Annotated in this window: 21 protein-coding genes and 5 tRNA genes; 22 read left to right on the top strand and 4 right to left on the bottom strand. The window is 32.4% G+C overall.

Annotated elements, in window-relative coordinates:
- Positions 1–7: 7 nt before the first annotated feature.
- The 4 genes from KO500_RS00830 to KO500_RS00815 all read right to left on the bottom strand — a co-directional run bounded on the left by KO500_RS00830 (position 8) and on the right by KO500_RS00815 (position 3,288).
- Complete coding sequence (locus tag KO500_RS00830) at positions 8–571, bottom strand: anthranilate synthase component II (protein ID WP_215954595.1); 564 nt, start codon at positions 569–571, stop codon at positions 8–10.
- A 1-nt stretch (position 572) separates the two neighbouring features.
- Positions 573–1,970: an anthranilate synthase component I family protein gene (locus KO500_RS00825; RefSeq protein WP_215954594.1), complete on the bottom strand. Its 1,398-nt coding sequence runs from the start codon at positions 1,968–1,970 to the stop codon at positions 573–575.
- Between the two features lie 250 nt (positions 1,971–2,220).
- Positions 2,221–2,805: a YceI family protein gene (locus tag KO500_RS00820; protein WP_215954593.1), complete on the bottom strand. Its 585-nt coding sequence runs from the start codon at positions 2,803–2,805 to the stop codon at positions 2,221–2,223.
- Between the two features lie 36 nt (positions 2,806–2,841).
- Entirely contained in the window at positions 2,842–3,288 is a 447-nt protein-coding gene (locus KO500_RS00815; RefSeq protein ID WP_215954592.1) for a MarR family winged helix-turn-helix transcriptional regulator, read from the bottom strand.
- A 238-nt stretch (positions 3,289–3,526) separates the two neighbouring features.
- Here KO500_RS00815 and KO500_RS00810 point away from each other — a divergent pair, with 238 nt between their 5' ends.
- The 22 genes from KO500_RS00810 (at position 3,527) to rplL (ending at position 16,980) form a co-directional block, all read left to right on the top strand.
- Entirely contained in the window at positions 3,527–3,838 is a 312-nt protein-coding gene (locus tag KO500_RS00810) for a rhodanese-like domain-containing protein (protein WP_215954591.1), read from the top strand.
- 113 nt (positions 3,839–3,951) lie between these two features.
- Positions 3,952–5,259 carry a DUF2851 family protein gene (locus KO500_RS00805; RefSeq protein WP_354668425.1) on the top strand — a complete coding sequence of 436 codons (1,308 nt, stop codon included), beginning with the start codon at positions 3,952–3,954 and terminating at the stop codon, positions 5,257–5,259.
- A gap of 9 nt (positions 5,260–5,268) precedes the next feature.
- A complete protein-coding gene (locus KO500_RS17300; RefSeq protein ID WP_252732399.1) occupies positions 5,269–5,496 on the top strand; it encodes a PspC domain-containing protein in 228 nt (75 codons plus the stop codon).
- A 3-nt stretch (positions 5,497–5,499) separates the two neighbouring features.
- Positions 5,500–6,510 carry a potassium channel family protein gene (locus KO500_RS00800; protein ID WP_215954590.1) on the top strand — a complete coding sequence of 337 codons (1,011 nt, stop codon included), beginning with the start codon at positions 5,500–5,502 and terminating at the stop codon, positions 6,508–6,510.
- 86 nt (positions 6,511–6,596) lie between these two features.
- Complete coding sequence (locus KO500_RS00795; RefSeq protein ID WP_215954589.1) at positions 6,597–8,300, top strand: alanine/glycine:cation symporter family protein; 1,704 nt, start codon at positions 6,597–6,599, stop codon at positions 8,298–8,300.
- Positions 8,301–8,315: 15 nt separating this feature from the next.
- Positions 8,316–9,188: a ComEA family DNA-binding protein gene (locus tag KO500_RS00790; RefSeq protein ID WP_215954588.1), complete on the top strand. Its 873-nt coding sequence runs from the start codon at positions 8,316–8,318 to the stop codon at positions 9,186–9,188.
- A 10-nt stretch (positions 9,189–9,198) separates the two neighbouring features.
- The gene (locus KO500_RS00785; RefSeq protein ID WP_215954587.1) at positions 9,199–10,377 is read left to right on the top strand and encodes an acyl-CoA dehydrogenase family protein; all 1,179 of its coding nucleotides are present in this window, start codon (positions 9,199–9,201) and stop codon (positions 10,375–10,377) included.
- Positions 10,378–10,471: 94 nt separating this feature from the next.
- Positions 10,472–10,666, top strand: coding sequence for a 30S ribosomal protein S21 (rpsU, locus tag KO500_RS00780; RefSeq protein WP_215954586.1), 195 nt, complete (start codon positions 10,472–10,474; stop codon positions 10,664–10,666).
- A gap of 113 nt (positions 10,667–10,779) precedes the next feature.
- Positions 10,780–11,670: a tyrosine-type recombinase/integrase gene (locus KO500_RS00775; RefSeq protein ID WP_215954585.1), complete on the top strand. Its 891-nt coding sequence runs from the start codon at positions 10,780–10,782 to the stop codon at positions 11,668–11,670.
- A 38-nt stretch (positions 11,671–11,708) separates the two neighbouring features.
- Positions 11,709–11,999: a ribosome hibernation-promoting factor, HPF/YfiA family gene (gene hpf, locus KO500_RS00770; protein ID WP_215954584.1), complete on the top strand. Its 291-nt coding sequence runs from the start codon at positions 11,709–11,711 to the stop codon at positions 11,997–11,999.
- A 99-nt stretch (positions 12,000–12,098) separates the two neighbouring features.
- Positions 12,099–12,172 (top strand) — tRNA-Thr (locus KO500_RS00765).
- Between the two features lie 28 nt (positions 12,173–12,200).
- A tRNA-Tyr gene (locus KO500_RS00760) sits at positions 12,201–12,282 on the top strand.
- A gap of 102 nt (positions 12,283–12,384) precedes the next feature.
- Positions 12,385–12,457, top strand: a tRNA-Gly gene (locus KO500_RS00755).
- 70 nt (positions 12,458–12,527) lie between these two features.
- Positions 12,528–12,599: transfer RNA gene (locus tag KO500_RS00750), tRNA-Thr, on the top strand.
- A 58-nt stretch (positions 12,600–12,657) separates the two neighbouring features.
- Positions 12,658–13,845 (top strand): elongation factor Tu, encoded by a 1,188-nt coding sequence (tuf, locus tag KO500_RS00745; RefSeq protein ID WP_215954583.1) that lies wholly within the window; start codon positions 12,658–12,660, stop codon positions 13,843–13,845.
- Positions 13,846–13,919: 74 nt separating this feature from the next.
- A tRNA-Trp gene (locus KO500_RS00740) sits at positions 13,920–13,992 on the top strand.
- Positions 13,993–14,056: 64 nt separating this feature from the next.
- Positions 14,057–14,245, top strand: a complete 189-nt coding sequence (gene secE, locus KO500_RS00735) for a preprotein translocase subunit SecE (protein ID WP_215954582.1) — start codon at positions 14,057–14,059, stop codon at positions 14,243–14,245.
- A 10-nt stretch (positions 14,246–14,255) separates the two neighbouring features.
- Entirely contained in the window at positions 14,256–14,807 is a 552-nt protein-coding gene (gene nusG, locus KO500_RS00730; RefSeq protein WP_215954581.1) for a transcription termination/antitermination protein NusG, read from the top strand.
- 64 nt (positions 14,808–14,871) lie between these two features.
- On the top strand, positions 14,872–15,309 hold the full coding sequence (gene rplK, locus KO500_RS00725) for a 50S ribosomal protein L11 (protein ID WP_215954580.1): 438 nt from the start codon (positions 14,872–14,874) through the stop codon (positions 15,307–15,309).
- A 19-nt stretch (positions 15,310–15,328) separates the two neighbouring features.
- Positions 15,329–16,018 carry a 50S ribosomal protein L1 gene (gene rplA / locus KO500_RS00720; protein ID WP_215954579.1) on the top strand — a complete coding sequence of 230 codons (690 nt, stop codon included), beginning with the start codon at positions 15,329–15,331 and terminating at the stop codon, positions 16,016–16,018.
- Positions 16,019–16,030: 12 nt separating this feature from the next.
- Entirely contained in the window at positions 16,031–16,549 is a 519-nt protein-coding gene (rplJ, locus tag KO500_RS00715; protein WP_215954578.1) for a 50S ribosomal protein L10, read from the top strand.
- A 53-nt stretch (positions 16,550–16,602) separates the two neighbouring features.
- Positions 16,603–16,980 (top strand): 50S ribosomal protein L7/L12, encoded by a 378-nt coding sequence (gene rplL / locus KO500_RS00710; RefSeq protein WP_215954577.1) that lies wholly within the window; start codon positions 16,603–16,605, stop codon positions 16,978–16,980.
- Positions 16,981–17,033 lie beyond the last annotated feature (53 nt).

Below are 17,033 nucleotides of genomic sequence, written 5' to 3'. Positions count from 1 at the left end.
ATGTTTTTTAGCTGTTTACCCAGTTTTCTAACATCTTTTTACCATTTGGAGTAAGTACAGATTCTGGATGAAATTGAACAGCACTAATGTTGTATATTTTATGGCGAATTGACATTATTTGTCCGTTTTCGTCAAAAGAAGTGGCTTCAAGCAACTCAGGTAATTTAGAATGCACAACCCAAGAGTGGTAACGGCCTACTTGAACTTTTCTTGATAAACCTTTAAAAAGAGGATCATCACCTACGATGTCAATTTCAGTAGAGATACCGTGGTATACTTTGTCTAAATTTACAAGCTTGCCTCCAAAAACTTCAGCAATGGCTTGTTGACCAAGGCAAACACCAAATATTTTTTTAGTAGTAGCATATTGCTTGATGATTTCTTTTAGTAAACCAGCTTCATCAGGTATTCCAGGTCCTGGAGAAAGCACTATGTTATCAAATTCATCAATTTCTTCAATCGCTAGCTGATCGTTTCGTTTAACGAAAACTTCACAATCTAAATCCTCTAAATAGTGAACTAAATTATATGTGAAACTATCGTAGTTGTCTATGACTAATATCTTTTTCATTTTATATGGTCTCAGCTATTTGAAGAGCTTTAGTTAAAGCGCCAAGTTTATTATATGTTTCTTGTAATTCATCTTCTTGGTTTGATGCAGCAACAAGGCCAGCACCAGCTTGGTAATGTAATTGGTGGTTTTTACTTAAAAAAGTTCTAATCATAATTGCGTGATTAAAGTTTCCGTTAAAATCCATAAAACCTATTGCGCCACCATAATACCCACGACTTGTTTTTTCATATTTTTCAATAAGTTGCATCGCCATGTGTTTGGGTGCGCCACTTAATGTGCCCGCAGGAAAAGTATCTGCCACAACTTTCATTGTAGGTATATTGTCTTTTTTAATACCAGTAACTTTTGAAACTAAGTGAATAACATGGGAAAAGAATTGTACTTCACGGTAATTTGCAACTTCTACCATATTACCATTTCTACTTAGATCGTTACGAGCAAGATCAACCAACATAACATGTTCGCTATTTTCTTTTTCGTCTTCAGTTAATTCTTTGGCTAAAATGGCATCTTTTTCATCATTACCAGTACGTTTAAAAGTACCTGCGATTGGGTGAATTTCAGCTTTACCTTCTTGAACAATTAATTGAGCTTCAGGTGAACTACCAAATATTTTAAAATCACCATAATCAAAATAGAAAAGATAGGGTGAAGGGTTTATAGAACGTAATGCTCTATAAACATTAAATTCATCACCTTTAAAACCTTGTGAAAATCTACGGGAGAGTACTAGTTGAAAAACATCACCACGTTGGCAGTGTTTTTTAGCTAATTCTACTTGCTCTTTAAATTCATCATCTTCTAAGTTAGAAGAAACCTCACCATCTAAAGTAAAGTTGTAAGACGCGAAGTTTTTAACCTGTAGTATTTGTTCTATTTCAGAAACATTACTTTCAGAATTATAGCAGTTAGAAAAAATATAAGCTTCATTTTTAAAATGATTAATAGCTATAATGTTTTTGTATACTGCGTAATAAATATCAGGAATAGCAATGGAGTTATCTTTTTTAGTAAGCTCAACATCTTCATAATACCTAACGGCATCATAAGCCATATAGCCAAACAAACCATTGTCGATAAATTTAAAACCATTGTCGTCAGCTTTAAATCGTCTGCTAAAATCTTCAATTATATTAACAACATCTGTAGAAGCATCTATCTGAATTTCTTCAGTAGTACAGTCAGGGAATTGTTGCGTAATAATTTCGTTTTCAACTTTTATAGATGCTATTGGATTGCAACATATATAAGAGAAGCTATTGTCATTTGCATGATAATCACTACCCTCAAGTAATATACTATTAGGGAAACGGTCACGAATTTTCAAGTATACACTTACAGGTGTAACGGTGTCTGCAAGTATTTTCTTGAAATGTGTTTTAAGCTGATATTCCATTTTTCTTTAATTCTATAAAATAAGTAAGGCTTGTCGTGAAGACAAGCCTTATATTGTTTATACTACAATGATGCTTTGCTCACGTTATTGACGTAAGTTTTTCCACCACCAAGTATTTGTAGTTAAATTTTTCATTGTATCAAAGATAGAAATCATTTTTAAGATTACAAAAACGAAACCGTAAAAAAATAAACCTTACGAACCAAATTAACAGGCTTGTGAGGTTTTGTGATTTTTAACTTAATTTAAATTAGAACTGTAAGTCTACAACAAGGTCAAATTCATCATAAATAGCTTTATCTCCTAAACCGTCAAAAAAGCTACCAGAACCATATTTAATATCGTATTTAGTTCTGTCAACTTTCATAGTTGCAGTTGCTTTGCTACCGTAAACGGATACATCTAAATCAATTGGTTTTGTAATACCTTTAATAGTTAAATCTGCTGTTACAGTATATGAGTTTTTACCTGTTGATTTAACATCTGTAAAAACTAATGTTGCAGTATCATGTTTTGCTGTGGCAAAAAAATCATCTGAATGTAAGTGGCCTTCAAATTTTTCTTTTCCGCCACCTGTTAAATCTGTAGTGTTAATTGAAGTCATATCAACAACAAAATCCCCACCAGTTAATTTATCCTCTTTAAACATAAGAGCACCTTCTTTTAAATCAATTAACCCTTCGTGTGATCCAGTTACCTTATAAGCTTTCCAAGTAACTTTACTCTCACTTGTTTTAATTTGTTTTTTGTCTCCATCAATTGGGTTAACTGTTGCTGATACTGCTGTAGTTCCTACAATTAATGCAAATACTGCTGTAAAGATGTTTTTTTTCATGATTTTCATTTTTAGAATTTGTGATTGTTTTTGTGTTTAAAATTTGTCAAATAAATTATTCAGATTTTTTAAATCTTCAGTATTAAAGTTTTTTAAAATAGTGTCTTGAGCTTTTTTCATGGCATTGTCCATTTGTAATAAAGCTTTTTCGCCATCTTCAGTAATGTAAATGTCTACTTTTCTTCTATTGGTTTCACATGTACTACGCTTTACAAATTTTTTAATAATGAGTTTGTCAACTAACCTAGTAGTGTTACTCATTTTTGTAACCATACGTTCATTCAGTGTACTTAAATTAGCAGGTTTACCTTTTTGACCTCTTAAAATTCGTAGTACATTAAATTGCTGTAGAGATACATCATAGGGTTTTAATTGAGAAGCAACAGTTTCATTAATTTTATTAGTAACTAAACTTAAATGAATTAATGTCCTTTGTTTTAAAGGTATTGGTATGTCTGTTTTTATTACCTGCTCCACATTCATGTTACTACAATAATTGTATATACAAATGTATGTTTTAAATTTAAAGTAAATATTAAGAGCGTGTTAAATTTTGAATCTGTTAAGACTGTTTTTTGGTAAACAAGTTAGTTAAAGATGAAGAATTTTAAAGAGTTTGAATAGGCACAGATTTAGAAATTCATTAATTTAAGATTAGTGGTTGGAGTTGTAAGGATATTTATTAATAATGGACTATTTTTGAAAAATAAAATTTAATAAAATGGCAGATTTATCACAAGTAGAATGGGAAGAACAATTAGAAAATGATGCTAATGCATTTATTTTAGATGTAAGAACCCCAGAAGAAGTTGAAGATGGTTATATACCAAATGCTACTAATATAGATATTCATTTAGGTCAAGGTTTTATTGATGAAGTTGAAAAGCTAGATAAAAGTAAAAACTATTATGTATATTGTAGATCAGGTGCGCGTAGTGGACAAGCTTGTGCTTTAATGAATAACTTAGGTTTTGCAAATGCTTACAATTTAGTAGGTGGTTTTATGAACTGGGAAGGTGAAAGGGAAGAATAAAAATAGTACTCCTTAATATAGTAAGGTTGAAAAAAAAATATAGCTTTTAAAATGCTTAGCATTTCAAAAGCTATATTTTTTTGTATTGGAGTTAAAAATGAAATTATTATCTTTTGCAGGCAATTTATACTCAATTAATGCAAGAAGATTTTTTACATTTTATCTGGAAGCATAAAAAACTTCATAATAACAGATTACATACTACAAAAAATGAAGACGTAGAAATTGTATTTCAAGGCAATCACAATTTTTTAGCAGGTCCTGATTTTTTCAATGCAAAGCTTAAAATAGCTAATCAGTTATGGGCTGGCAATGTGGAAATACATATAAAATCATCAGACTGGTATACACACGGTCATGAAACTGACCCCAACTATGATAATGTTATTCTTCATGTGGTATGGGAAGATGATGTTGCTATTTTTAGAAAAGATAATACAGAAATACCTACGCTTGAACTCAAAAATTATATTGTTCCTAATCTTTTAGCATCATATAAAAAGCTATTCGCCTTACAAAACAGAAAATTTATTAACTGCGAGAATGATATTAAGTATGTTGATGCCTTCGTAATACAACATTGGAAAGACCGTATGTTTTTTGAACGATTAGAACAAAAATCTAAAATCGTTGAAGAACTTTTAAATAAGTTTAATAATGATTGGGAGCAGGTTTTGTTTGTAATGTTATTAAAAAATTTTGGTTCAAAAGTAAATGGAGCTTCTTTTTATAGTTTAGCAACAAATATTGACTTTTCATTACTTAGAAAAATTTCTAACAATGCTTTTGAATTAGAAAGTTTGTTATTTGGTTTAGCCGGTTTGTTAATGGATGATGAAGTTGCAGATGTTTATTGTCAGAAATTAAAGAAAGAGTATATGTATCTTAAACATAAGTATGACTTTGATGGTTCAGGAGTTTTAAAACCAGAGTTTTTTAAATTAAGACCACCAAATTTCCCGACAATTCGATTGTCACAGGTGGCTAGTTTATATCATAAGCATCAAAATTTGTTTAGTAAAATAATCAAAAGTAAAAATTTAGAAGAAATATATGGTTTGTTTGATGTTGCAACAAGTGATTACTGGAGCACGCATTATACATTTTCTAAAGAATCTAAAAAGAGTACTAAAAAGTTAACTAAGAAATTTATAGATCTTTTAATTATTAATACAATATTGCCTTTAAAGTTTCAGTATGCAAAACAACACTCTAAAGAGGTGGAAGAAGAGGTGTTAAATATAGTGTCAAATTTGAAAAAAGAACAAAACAGTATAATTTCAAATTTTGAAAAAGCAGGAGTTAAAATTTCAAATGCTTTTGAGAGTCAGGCAATTTTACAGAACTACAATGTCTATTGCACTAAAAATAAATGTTTGCAATGTGCTGTAGGTAACTATTTATTGAAAGGAAATGATTAATTTTATCTTATGAATAATTTTTATCAATTTTTGTATTTTTTTCAAAAACATGGTTTTGAGGTATGCCGAAGAATAGCAGAGCGGTTAGGTATACGTGCAAGAGTGGTAAGAACATCTTTTATCTATTTAACATTTGTAACTTTAGGTTTCGGGTTTGCGCTATATTTATTTGTGGCTTTTTGGTTGAGAATAAAAGACTTATTGTATACAAAACGAACTTCAGTATTTGACCTGTAAAATATGATAAAGCTATTTAGGTCTAAAATATATCTCGCTCTGTTTTTATTGCTTATTGTGCTGTTATTTGGAGTTTTAGGGTATCGTTTTATATCAAATTACGACTGGATTGATGCTTTGTATATGACCATAATAACGGTTACAACAGTTGGTTTTTCTGAGGTAAGACCATTAGATACAGCTTCAAAATTTTTTACAATATTCCTTATTATATCGAGTGTTTTTATTATTGCCTTTGCAATATCTGTAGTAACAGAATATGTGTTAAGTAGAAATTCTTTGCAAACATTAAAAAAGAAAAAGGTGAAACAGACAATAAATAAATTAACCAACCATGTAATTGTTTGTGGGTTTGGTAGAAATGGCCAACAAGCAGTTGAGCGTTTAAAGGCGTATAAAAAACCTTTTGTTGTTGTTGAAAGGGATAAAGAAGTTATAGAACGTTTTGAAGATGAATTTCTCTTTATAGAAGGTGATGCTAATGATGATGAAATTTTAAATGAAGCAGGAATTGATCATGCACAGTTTTTAATAGCAGCTTTACCAGATGACGCAACAAATCTTTTTGTAGTACTTTCTGCACGCCAATTAAATAAGGCACTTTTTATAATTAGTAGGGCGTCATTAGCAACTTCGCAAAAAAAATTACTTTTGGCAGGTGCAGACAAAGTTATTATGCCAGATAAAATTGGAGGAGATCATATGGCTTCTTTAGTTGTAATGCCTGATTTAATTACTTTTATGGATAAGTTATCTGTTGAAGGTGAGCATACTACAAATTTAGAAGAATTAGCAATTGAAGATTTTTCAAATCATGTTGAGTGTAACTCTTTAAGAGACTTAGATTTACGTAGAAAAACGGGCTGTACGATTATTGGTTACATTTCGCCAACTGGTGATTATATAATTAACCCAGAAGCAGACTTAATTCTGCAACCAAAAAGCAAGGTTATTGTATTAGGAAGACCTGAGCAGATAAGAAAATTAAATGAAATGTTTCATATTGATAATTGATATTTCAATGATAATTCTTGATTGACAAGCTTTTTTTCATGATATTGCTACCGACTATACTAATTAAAAAAATTTAAACAGTTATTATGAAGTATAAACTTCTTACTTTATTGGCAGTTATTATGCCAATAATTACATCAGCACAGGAAAAAGGCTTAGACCAAAAAATTGATGAAGCTTTTAAACCGGTGTCAGATTTCTTCTCAAATGTTATCTTTTTTACAATACCTTTTTTCGGCACAGAAGCACCTTTCGTTTTATTATTATTAGTTACTAGTGCGGCATTTTTTACAATATATTTTGGTTTTCCAAATGTTAGATTTTTCGCTAAAGCGATAAACACCGTGCGTGGTAAATATGAAGATATTGAAAAGCATGGTGCTCAAAACTTATATGGTGAAGATGGTATTGCTCAAGGACAAGATTTAACAAATGTTGATATTGAAGATCACTTAGTGCAAATGGAAAATGATTTGGCTGTTGATGGTGATATTGTTGATACTATTAGAGATGAAAGTTCTGATGGTGAGGTGAGTCACTTCCAAGCTTTAGCGACAGCAGTTTCAGGTACTGTTGGTAATGGAAATATTGCGGGTGTTGCATTGGCAATTGCACTTGGTGGACCAGGAGCAACATTTTGGATGATTGTATGTGGGCTTTTAGGAATGTCTACAAAATTTGTTGAATGTACTTTAGGTGTTCAATATAGAGATGTTGGTGAAGATGGTACCGTTTACGGAGGTCCAATGTATTACCTAAGTAAGGGTTTAGGTGAAAGAGGTTATAAAAAATTAGGAAAAGTTGCAGCAATTGTGTTTGCAGTTTTCTGTATTGGTGGTTCTTTTGGAGGCGGCAATGCGGCGCAATCTAATCAAGCAACTATTGTTTTAAAAGAATTATTTAATATGCAAAGTGCTGCATCTGGTGCAATAGTTGGTTTAGTTTTAGCAACACTTGTTGGTATTATTATTATAGGTGGTATTAAAAGAATCGCACAAGTGACTGAAAAGGTTGTTCCTTTTATGGCAGTTATGTATGTTGTTGCATGTTTGTATATCATATTTGCAAACTTCAGTTACGTTGATGATGCAATTTCATTAATTGTTACAGAAGCTTTCAACCCTAAGGCAATTGGTGTTGGTGGTGTAATAGGTGTATTATTAGTTGGTTTTAAAAGAGCTGCTTTTTCAAATGAAGCAGGTGCTGGTTCAGCTTCTATTGCTCACTCTGCTGTAAGAACTAAATATTCTGCAAGTGAAGGTTTAGTTGCTTTATTAGAGCCTTTTATTGATACAGTATTAATTTGTACTATGACTGCCTTAGTAATTATAATTTTTAATTTTGGAGGCTTTTTTGAATACGGATTAGATGTAAGTACTGATGGTAGTGGTGCTGTTCAAATTGGTAATGAAGTTGTTCAAGGGGCAGGTATTACTGCTAAGGCATTTGCTGAATATATTCCTTTTTCAGATGTATTCTTGACAATTGCAGTTGTATTATTTGCAGTTTCTACTATGATTTCTTGGTCATACTACGGCTTGCAATCTTGGAAATTTTTATTCGGTAGAGGTAAAGTGGCTGATTTAACTTACAAGATCTTATTCTTAACTTTTGTTGTTATTGGAGCTGCGGCGAGTATGGGATCAATATGGGCATTCTCAGATGCAATGATTTTTGCGATGGTTTTCCCTAATATGGTTGGTCTTTTCTTCTTATTTCCAGTTGTTAAAAAACAATTAAATAGATATTTAGATGCTATTAAGCTTAAGTATGATGCTATTGAAGAGTAAAAAAATAGTATTGTAATGAATAAATTTAAATCCCACTTTAAGTTCGATAAACAAGAACGAAGTGGGATTTTCTTTTTGTTATTATTTATCGTATTACTTCAAATAGGTTATTTTGCATATAAGAGTTATGTTGTTTCAAATGATAAAATTAATTTTGTCTTAGATGTAAATAATCAGGCAGCTATTAATCATCTAAAAAATGAAAAATTGCAAGAGGGTACTTATAAAATGTATCCATTCAACCCCAATTATATTACAGATTATAAAGGGTATCAATTAGGAATGTCTGTTGAGGAGATAGATAGACTTCATAGTTTTAGAAGTGCTAAAAAGTTTGTCAACTCTTCAAAAGAGTTTCAAAAAGTTACTCGAGTGTCAGATTCATTATTGAGTGTAATTGCTCCTTTTTTTAAATTTCCTGATTGGGTTAGAAATCAAGCGAAAAAGAAATCAGCTATTAAGGTTGTTGATTCAAAACGAAAATCAATTGTAAAGAAAGATTTGAATAAAGTTACAGCTGAGGAGTTGAAACTTATTAGTGGTGTAGGTGACAAATTATCGGCAAGAATTGTAAAATACAGAAATAGGCTAGGTGGTTTTATAACTGAAAAGCAATTATATGAAGTTTATTATTTAGATGCTGAGGTTGCTAATAAAGTATTGAAAATGTATACTATTCAATCAAAGCCGAGTATTATGAAAATAGACATAAATGCTTCTTCGGCATATGAAATATCTCAATTAGTGTACATCAATTATAATCTTTCAAAAAAGATTGTGCAATATAGAGAAGATAATAACGGAATTAAATCGTTTAGTGAATTGTTAAATATAGAGGGGTTTCCTTCTGAAAAAATAGATATAATATCTTTATATTTGCAGTTGTAAAAATACGCATATGGAAAGTATGTACTTCACTGAAGAACATCAATTATTTAGAGAAAGTTTACGTGAGTTTTTAAATAAAGAAGTAGTTCCTCACATTGAAAAATGGGAATCATCAGGAACTATTGATCGTTTTATTTGGAAGAAGTTTGGTGAGATGGGGTATTTTGGGTTGGCAACACCTGAAGAAAATGGAGGTTTAGCTCTCGATTTGTTTTATACCATTATTTTATTAGAAGAATTGCAAAAAATTAATTCTGGAGGTTTTGCAGCTGCTATTTGGGCTCATGTTTATTTAGCGATGACTCATTTAAATAAAGAAGGTAGTGACGCAATTAAAAAAGACTATTTAGAGCCTAGTGTTTTAGGAGATAAAATTGGTTGTCTTTGTATTTCAGAACCTTTTGGCGGTAGTGATGTTGCAGGTATGCGAACTGCAGCTGTGAAGAAAGGAGATTCATATATTATTAATGGATCTAAAACGTTTATTACAAATGGTGTTTATTGCGACTATATGGTAGTTGCTGCAAAAACAAATACTGAATTAGGTAATAAGGGTATAAGTATTTTTCTTGTTGATAAAAATACACCAGGTATTTCAGCTAGTAAATTAAATAAATTAGGTTGGAGGGCTTCCGATACTGCAGAAATTGCTTTTGATAATGTTGAAATCCCTGCTTCAAATCTAATGGGTGAAGAAAACAAAGGTTTTCCTTACATAATGGAACATTTTGCTTTAGAGCGCTTAATTATGGGGGTTAATGCTCATGCTAGAGCGGAGTTTGCTTTAGACTATGCGCAAAAATACATGTCTGAGCGTACAGCTTTTGGCGTGGAGATTAATAAGTTTCAGGCATTGCGTCATCGTTTTGTTGATTTGTATGCTGATATGGAACTTTGTAAAGTATATAATTACTCAGTTGCTTATAGGTTGAATAAAGGGGAATATGTAGTTAAAGAAGCTACGATTTCTAAATTAAAATCAACTAAAATGGCTGATGAGGTTATTTATGACTGTTTACAATTTTTAGGTGGCTATGGTTATATGGAAGATTATCCTATGGCGAGATTGTTGCGAGATAGTAGGTTAGGGCCTATTGGTGGTGGAACTTCAGAAATATTAAGAGAAATATTAGCGAAAATTCTTGTAGATAAAAAGGAGTATAAATCAGCAATTTCATATAAAAAATAAAGTTTCAAATTATTTTCATTAAAATAATTGTCAATTATAAATTAGTTTGTAAATTTGCAGACTTATAATCACAAAAGAGAGGAGGTTACTGCCCATGTTAATAATACCAATAAAAGAAGGAGAAAACATCGATAGAGCGCTAAAGCGTTTCAAACGTAAGTTTGATAGAACTGGAACAATGCGTCAATTAAGAAAGCGTCAACAGTTCACTAAGCCATCTGTAGAGCGTAGAGCTCAGATTCAGAAAGCTAACTATATTCAAGGTTTAAGAGATCAAGAAGAAATATAGTTAACTATCATTAGTATATAATAAAAGCCCTGCATTAGCAGGGCTTTTTTATTTGTATATATTTTAAGATTGTAAAATAGTAGTTACTTTAATTTGTTTGCTAACTTTACTGTATGAGTATTTCGGCATTTATAACCTATATATCTTTAGAAAAGAATTATTCGGCTAATACGGTAACAGCCTATGAAAGTGATATAGTTGAGTTTTCAATTTTTTGTAAAGAACATTTAGGGGTACAGGATATTACTGACGTAGGATATAATAGTGTAAGAAGTTGGGTGGTTAGTCTTGTTGATGTTAAGCTTTCGAATAGAAGTATAAATAGGAAAATAGCATCTTTAAAGTCATATTATAAGTTTCTTTTGAAGATTGAAGCTATAAAAGTCAATCCTCTTGCAAAACATAAGGCGTTAAAAACGGCTAAAAAAATTGAAATTCCTTTTTCTGAAGCTGAAATGGAACAGATGCTTAGTGAAATTATCTTTCCAGATGATTTTGTAGGCTTAAGGGATAAATTAATTATTGAGTTGCTTTATGTAACTGGTATACGAAGGATAGAGTTGGTTAATTTGCGTATTACGGATATTGATTTTAATCAAAAAACAATAAAAGTTTTAGGTAAAAGGAATAAACAGCGGGTGATTCCGCTTTTAGGTTCGATGTTAGATTTATTTAAAGTTTATTTGCAGGAGCGGAATAAAATTGAGAAACTCGTAGATAAAGAATTTATCTTTTTGTCAAAAACAGGATTTAAAATATATGATACTCTTGTTTATAGGGTGATAAATCATTATTTTAGTATGGTGTCAAGTAAAGTAAAAAAAAGTCCGCATATACTTCGGCACACATTTGCAACTCATTTAATTAATAAAGGAGCTGATTTAAATTCGGTAAAAGAATTATTAGGTCACTCAAGCTTAGCTTCAACTCAAGTTTATACGCATAACAGTGTTGCGGAATTAAAAAAAGTACATCAGTTGTCTCATCCGAGAAACAAAAAATAGTTTTTTGTAAGTAATGTTTAACTTTTAAATTTTAAGATATGAAAGTAAATACGCAGTCAGTAAATTTTAATGCAGACGGAAATTTGATTGTTTTTGTTAATGAACGATTAAATAAATTAGATCAATACTATAATAAAGTAATTGGCTCCGATGTGTATTTGAAAGTTGAGAAAACAAAAGGTAAAGAAAATAAAATCGCAGAGATTAAAGTCTATGTTCCTAAAAATGAATTTATTGTAAGTAAGCAGTGTAAGTCTTTTGAGGAAGCTATTGATTTGGGGTGTGGTGCTATGAAGCGTCAGTTGTTAAAGCAGAAAGAAAAAAATTAAAAAAAAATTAAAAAAACATTTTGATAAACTAAAAAATCATTTACCTTTGCAGTCCGTTAGAAATAGCGGGCTTTTTTTAAACGAAAAAAGTGGTTAAAAGCCGATGTAGCTCAGCTGGCTAGAGCAGCTGATTTGTAATCAGCAGGTCGTGGGTTCGAGTCCCTCCATCGGCTCTTTTAAAGTTCTTAAAAATTTTGGTTTGGGGAGATACTCAAGCGGCCAACGAGGGCAGACTGTAAATCTGCTGACTACGTCTTCGCAGGTTCGAATCCTGCTCTCCCCACAATTTTTAATTAAAGCGAAATAGTTTAAAATTATTCTCTTTAAGTTTTGTAATGAGATATATTTATGTGATTTTTGCATTTTTGAAATCCATAGGTAATTTGCGGGAGTAGCTCAGTTGGTAGAGCGTCAGCCTTCCAAGCTGAATGTCGCCGGTTCGAACCCGGTCTCCCGCTCTATAAACCTTGAGTGTAAGGTTGTTTTTTTGAGTTTTTAATCATTGTATAAGGTTGTGGACTCAATTAGGCCGGTGTAGCTCAGGGGTAGAGCGTTTCCTTGGTAAGGAAGAGGTCATGAGTTCAAATCTCATCATTGGCTCACTAAAGAACATTATTTGTACACTAATATTATAAACTAAGATTAAAATTAAATACACATGGCTAAGGAAACTTTCGATCGTTCCAAACCGCATTTAAATATCGGTACTATAGGACACGTAGATCACGGTAAAACTACATTGACTGCCGCTATTACAACTGTTTTGGCTAATGCAGGATTGTCTGAATTGAGAAGTTTCGATTCAATTGACAACGCTCCTGAGGAGAAAGAAAGAGGTATTACTATTAATACATCTCACGTTGAATATTCAACAGCTAACCGTCACTACGCTCACGTTGACTGTCCAGGTCACGCCGATTACGTAAAGAACATGGTTACTGGTGCTGCTCAAATGGATGGTGCTATTTTGGTTGTTGCTGCTACTGATGGTCCTATGCCTCAAACTCGTGAGCACATCCTTTTAGGTCGCCAGGTTGGTATTCCTAGAATCGTTGTATTCATGAATAAAGTGGATATGGTTGATGATGAGGAGCTTTTAGAGCTTGTTGAAATGGAAGTAAGAGAATTATTATCTTTCTATGAGTATGATGGTGATAACGGACCTGTTGTTGCTGGTTCTGCTTTAGGTGCGCTTAATGGTGAGCAAAAGTGGGTTGATACTGTAATGAAGTTAATGGAAGAGGTTGATGCTTGGATCGAGCTTCCTAAGAGAGATGTTGAAAAAGATTTCTTAATGCCAGTTGAAGATGTATTTACTATTACTGGTCGTGGTACTGTTGCAACTGGTCGTATAGAGACTGGTGTTGCTAATACTGGAGATCCTGTTGAGATTATTGGTATGGGTGCTGAAAAATTAAACTCTACTATTACTGGGGTTGAAATGTTCCGTAAGATATTAGATAGAGGTGAAGCTGGTGATAATGTAGGTATCTTATTAAGAGGTATTGAAAAGTCAGATATAAAAAGAGGTATGGTTATTGTTAAGCCAGGTTCTGTAACTCCGCATGCGAAGTTTAAGGCTGAGGTTTATGTTCTTAAAAAAGAAGAAGGTGGTCGTCATACACCATTCCATAATAATTACCGTCCACAGTTTTATGTAAGAACAACGGATGTTACAGGTACAATCAACCTTCCTGATGGAGTTGAAATGGTAATGCCAGGTGATAACCTTACAATTACTGTTGATTTGTTATCTCCAATTGCATTAAGTATTGGTTTGCGTTTTGCTATCCGTGAAGGTGGTAGAACTGTAGGTGCAGGTCAGGTAACTGAGATATTAGATTAATCTTTATAGAGATTAATAAATTATATACATCAAGGGTGTCTGTTTTTAGCAGATACCTTTCGATGTAAATATAAACGGGTGTAGCTCAGTTGGTAGAGCACTGGTCTCCAAAACCAGGTGTCGGGAGTTCGAGTCTCTCCTCCCGTGCAAATGAGAAAAGATTATCTTTGGTGATCTTTTTAATAATTTAAAAAGTTAAATCTTTCGCAGCATGTTGACATATATCAAGGAATCCATAGAGGAACTTAGAACTAATATTACATTACCTCCAAAGTCAGAATCTTCTAATTTGATGGTAATTGTAGCTGTATTTTCTATTTTATTCGCTTTGGCAACTTGGGGTGTAGATAGTCTTTTTGGTAAGTTGATTCAAATTTATTTTGATAATTTAATTAATTAAGAAAAGCTCTATGTCTGAAGTATTAGAAAAAAAATGGTATGTTGTTAGGGCTGTAAGTGGTCAAGAAAATAAAATCAAAGGTTATATCGAGTCTGAGGTAGCTAGATTAGGTTTTTCTGATTACTTAGAAGAGGTTTTAGTTCCTACTGAAAAAGTCGTTCAAATTCGTAACGGTAAAAAATCAAATAAAGAAAGAGTTTACTTTCCTGGTTATATAATGATTAAGGCTAATCTTGGTGGTGAGATGGTGCATATTGTGCGTTCGATCACTAATGTTATCGGTTTTTTAGGTGAAACTAAAGGGGGTGATCCTGTTCCGCTTAGGAAAACTGAAGTAAATAGAATGTTAGGTAAAGTTGATGAATTAACAGTGGCAACAGATAGTGTTGCTATACCTTATGTAATGGGTGAAACTGTTAAGGTGATTGACGGACCTTTTAATGGTTTCAATGGTACAGTTGAAAAAATTAATGAAGAAAAGCGTAAGCTTGAGGTAATGGTTAAGATTTTCGGAAGAAAAACTCCATTAGAGTTAAGTTATATGCAAGTTGAAAAAGTATAATTAGAACTGTTACATAAAAAGTTGTGTTGCTTCCAAATGACACAATTTAATTTAATTAAAAACAATGGCAAAAGAAGTAAGTAAAGTAGTTAAGCTACAAGTTAGGGGAGGTGCAGCGAATCCATCGCCACCGGTTGGACCCGCTTTAGGTGCTGCCGGTGTTAACATCATGGAGTTCTGTAAGCAATTTAATGCGCGTACACAGGACAAACAAGGTAAAGTTTTACCTGTTGCTATCACGGTATACAAAGATAAGTCGTTTGACTTTATTGTAAAGACACCGCCGGCGGCAGTTCAGCTTATGGAAGCGGCTAAGATTAAAAAGGGTTCAGGGGAGCCTAATCGTGTTAAGAACGGTAACGTATCTTGGGATCAGATTAAGACAATCGCTGAGGACAAAATGGTAGATCTTAATGCATTTACAGTAGAATCTGCTATGAGTATGATTGCTGGAACTGCAAGATCTATGGGTTTAAAAGTTTCTGGCACTAGACCTTTTTAATATCTTAAAAGCATTTATAATGGCAAAATTAACAAAGAATCAAAAAGAAGCGCTTTCTAAGATAGATAAAAATAAAATCTATTCTTTACAAGAAGGTTCAGCTTTAGTAAAAGAAATCACAAAGTCAAAATTTGATGCATCTGTTGATTTAGCAGTTCGTTTAGGAGTTGATCCTAGAAAAGCTAATCAAATGGTTCGTGGAGTTGTAACATTACCTCATGGAACTGGTAAAGATGTAAAAGTTTTAGCATTGGTAACACCTGATAAAGAAGCAGAAGCTAAAGAAGCTGGTGCTGATTTTGTTGGTTTACAAGAATACTTGGATAAAATTAAAGGCGGTTGGACTGATGTTGATGTAATCATCACTATGCCAAGTGTTATGGGTAAATTAGGGCCATTAGGTAGAGTTTTAGGGCCTAGAGGTTTAATGCCTAATCCAAAAACTGGAACAGTAACTATGGATGTTGCGAAAGCGGTGTCTGAAGTAAAAGCTGGTAAAATTGACTTTAAAGTAGATAAAACTGGTATAGTTCACGCTGCGATTGGAAAAGTATCTTTCTCTGCAGAGAAGATAGAAGAAAATGCAAAAGAACTTATCGATACTTTAAATAAGTTAAAGCCAACTGCGGCTAAAGGTGTTTATATTAAAAGTATTTTCATGTCTAGTACTATGAGTCCTAGTGTGCAATTAGATGCTAAATCAGTTTAATTCGGATATATTATGACAAGAGAGGAAAAATTAAACGTAATAGAAGATTTAACTGCGCAATTAGGTGATGCATCAACTATATATTTAGCTGATATATCTGGTTTAGACGCAGCAACAACTTCAGATTTAAGAAGAGCTTGTTTTAAAGCAAATATTAAATTAGCAGTTGTTAAAAATACATTGCTTGAAAAAGCAATGAATGCTTCTGATAAAGAATTTGGTGAATTACCAGAGGTTCTTAAGGGAAGTACATCTTTGATGTTTTCTGAAGTAGGTAATGCTCCAGCAAAATTGATAAAAGCTTTTAGAGCTAAAACTAAAGATAAGCCATTGTTAAAAGGTGCTTTTGTTGAAGAAGCAGTTTATATTGGTGATGATCAATTACAAGCTCTAGTAGATATCAAGTCTAAAGAAGAAGTTATTGGTGAAATTATTACGATACTTCAGTCTCCAGCTAAGAATGTTATTTCTGGGCTTAAGTCTGGTGGTGGTAAAATCGCTGGTATTCTTAAGACATTATCAGAGAAATAAAAAGTACGCACTAAAAACAATTATATTTTAAAAATTTATTAAACGGTAGAAAAATGGCAGATTTAAAAGATTTCGCAGAACAATTAGTTAACTTAACAGTAAAAGAAGTTAACGAATTAGCTAACATATTAAAAGACGAGTACGGTATTGAGCCTGCTGCTGCTGCGGTTGCAGTTGCTGCTGGAGGTGGTGCTGCAGGTGGTGAAGCTGCTGAAGAGAAAACAGAATTTGATGTTATCTTAAAAGCTGCTGGTTCATCTAAATTAGCTGTAGTAAAATTAGTTAAAGAGTTAACTGGTTTAGGATTAAAAGATGCTAAAGATATCGTTGATAGCGCACCAAAAGCTATTAAAGAAGGTATCTCTAAAGATGAAGCTGAAGGAATTCAAAAATCATTGGAAGAAGCAGGAGCAGAAGTTGAGCTTAAGTAATTTAAGCAACCATAGTATTTTTGGTTTAGGTCTTTTCACTTTTTAGTGTTTAG

The organism is Cellulophaga baltica, assembly GCF_018861125.1.
Classification (GTDB): Bacteria; Bacteroidota; Bacteroidia; order Flavobacteriales; family Flavobacteriaceae; genus Cellulophaga; species Cellulophaga baltica_A.
This window is presented reverse-complemented; position numbering and strand designations above follow the sequence as displayed.

What these genes read in the sequence shown, in the direction of transcription:
- KO500_RS00830 (WP_215954595.1), bottom strand. Translation starts at nt 571, where the DNA reads ATGAAAAAGATATTAGTCATAGACAACTACGATAGTTTCACATATAAT.
- KO500_RS00825 (WP_215954594.1), bottom strand. Translation starts at nt 1,970, where the DNA reads ATGGAATATCAGCTTAAAACACATTTCAAGAAAATACTTGCAGACACC.
- KO500_RS00820 (WP_215954593.1), bottom strand. Translation starts at nt 2,805, where the DNA reads ATGAAAAAAAACATCTTTACAGCAGTATTTGCATTAATTGTAGGAACT.
- KO500_RS00815 (WP_215954592.1), bottom strand. Translation starts at nt 3,288, where the DNA reads ATGAATGTGGAGCAGGTAATAAAAACAGACATACCAATACCTTTAAAA.
- KO500_RS00810 (WP_215954591.1), top strand. Translation starts at nt 3,527, where the DNA reads ATGGCAGATTTATCACAAGTAGAATGGGAAGAACAATTAGAAAATGAT.
- KO500_RS17300 (WP_252732399.1), top strand. Translation starts at nt 5,269, where the DNA reads ATGAATAATTTTTATCAATTTTTGTATTTTTTTCAAAAACATGGTTTT.
- KO500_RS00800 (WP_215954590.1), top strand. Translation starts at nt 5,500, where the DNA reads ATGATAAAGCTATTTAGGTCTAAAATATATCTCGCTCTGTTTTTATTG.
- KO500_RS00795 (WP_215954589.1), top strand. Translation starts at nt 6,597, where the DNA reads ATGAAGTATAAACTTCTTACTTTATTGGCAGTTATTATGCCAATAATT.
- KO500_RS00790 (WP_215954588.1), top strand. Translation starts at nt 8,316, where the DNA reads ATGAATAAATTTAAATCCCACTTTAAGTTCGATAAACAAGAACGAAGT.
- KO500_RS00785 (WP_215954587.1), top strand. Translation starts at nt 9,199, where the DNA reads ATGGAAAGTATGTACTTCACTGAAGAACATCAATTATTTAGAGAAAGT.
- rpsU (WP_215954586.1), top strand. Translation starts at nt 10,472, where the DNA reads ATGTTAATAATACCAATAAAAGAAGGAGAAAACATCGATAGAGCGCTA.
- KO500_RS00775 (WP_215954585.1), top strand. Translation starts at nt 10,780, where the DNA reads ATGAGTATTTCGGCATTTATAACCTATATATCTTTAGAAAAGAATTAT.
- hpf (WP_215954584.1), top strand. Translation starts at nt 11,709, where the DNA reads ATGAAAGTAAATACGCAGTCAGTAAATTTTAATGCAGACGGAAATTTG.
- tuf (WP_215954583.1), top strand. Translation starts at nt 12,658, where the DNA reads ATGGCTAAGGAAACTTTCGATCGTTCCAAACCGCATTTAAATATCGGT.
- secE (WP_215954582.1), top strand. Translation starts at nt 14,057, where the DNA reads ATGTTGACATATATCAAGGAATCCATAGAGGAACTTAGAACTAATATT.
- nusG (WP_215954581.1), top strand. Translation starts at nt 14,256, where the DNA reads ATGTCTGAAGTATTAGAAAAAAAATGGTATGTTGTTAGGGCTGTAAGT.
- rplK (WP_215954580.1), top strand. Translation starts at nt 14,872, where the DNA reads ATGGCAAAAGAAGTAAGTAAAGTAGTTAAGCTACAAGTTAGGGGAGGT.
- rplA (WP_215954579.1), top strand. Translation starts at nt 15,329, where the DNA reads ATGGCAAAATTAACAAAGAATCAAAAAGAAGCGCTTTCTAAGATAGAT.
- rplJ (WP_215954578.1), top strand. Translation starts at nt 16,031, where the DNA reads ATGACAAGAGAGGAAAAATTAAACGTAATAGAAGATTTAACTGCGCAA.
- rplL (WP_215954577.1), top strand. Translation starts at nt 16,603, where the DNA reads ATGGCAGATTTAAAAGATTTCGCAGAACAATTAGTTAACTTAACAGTA.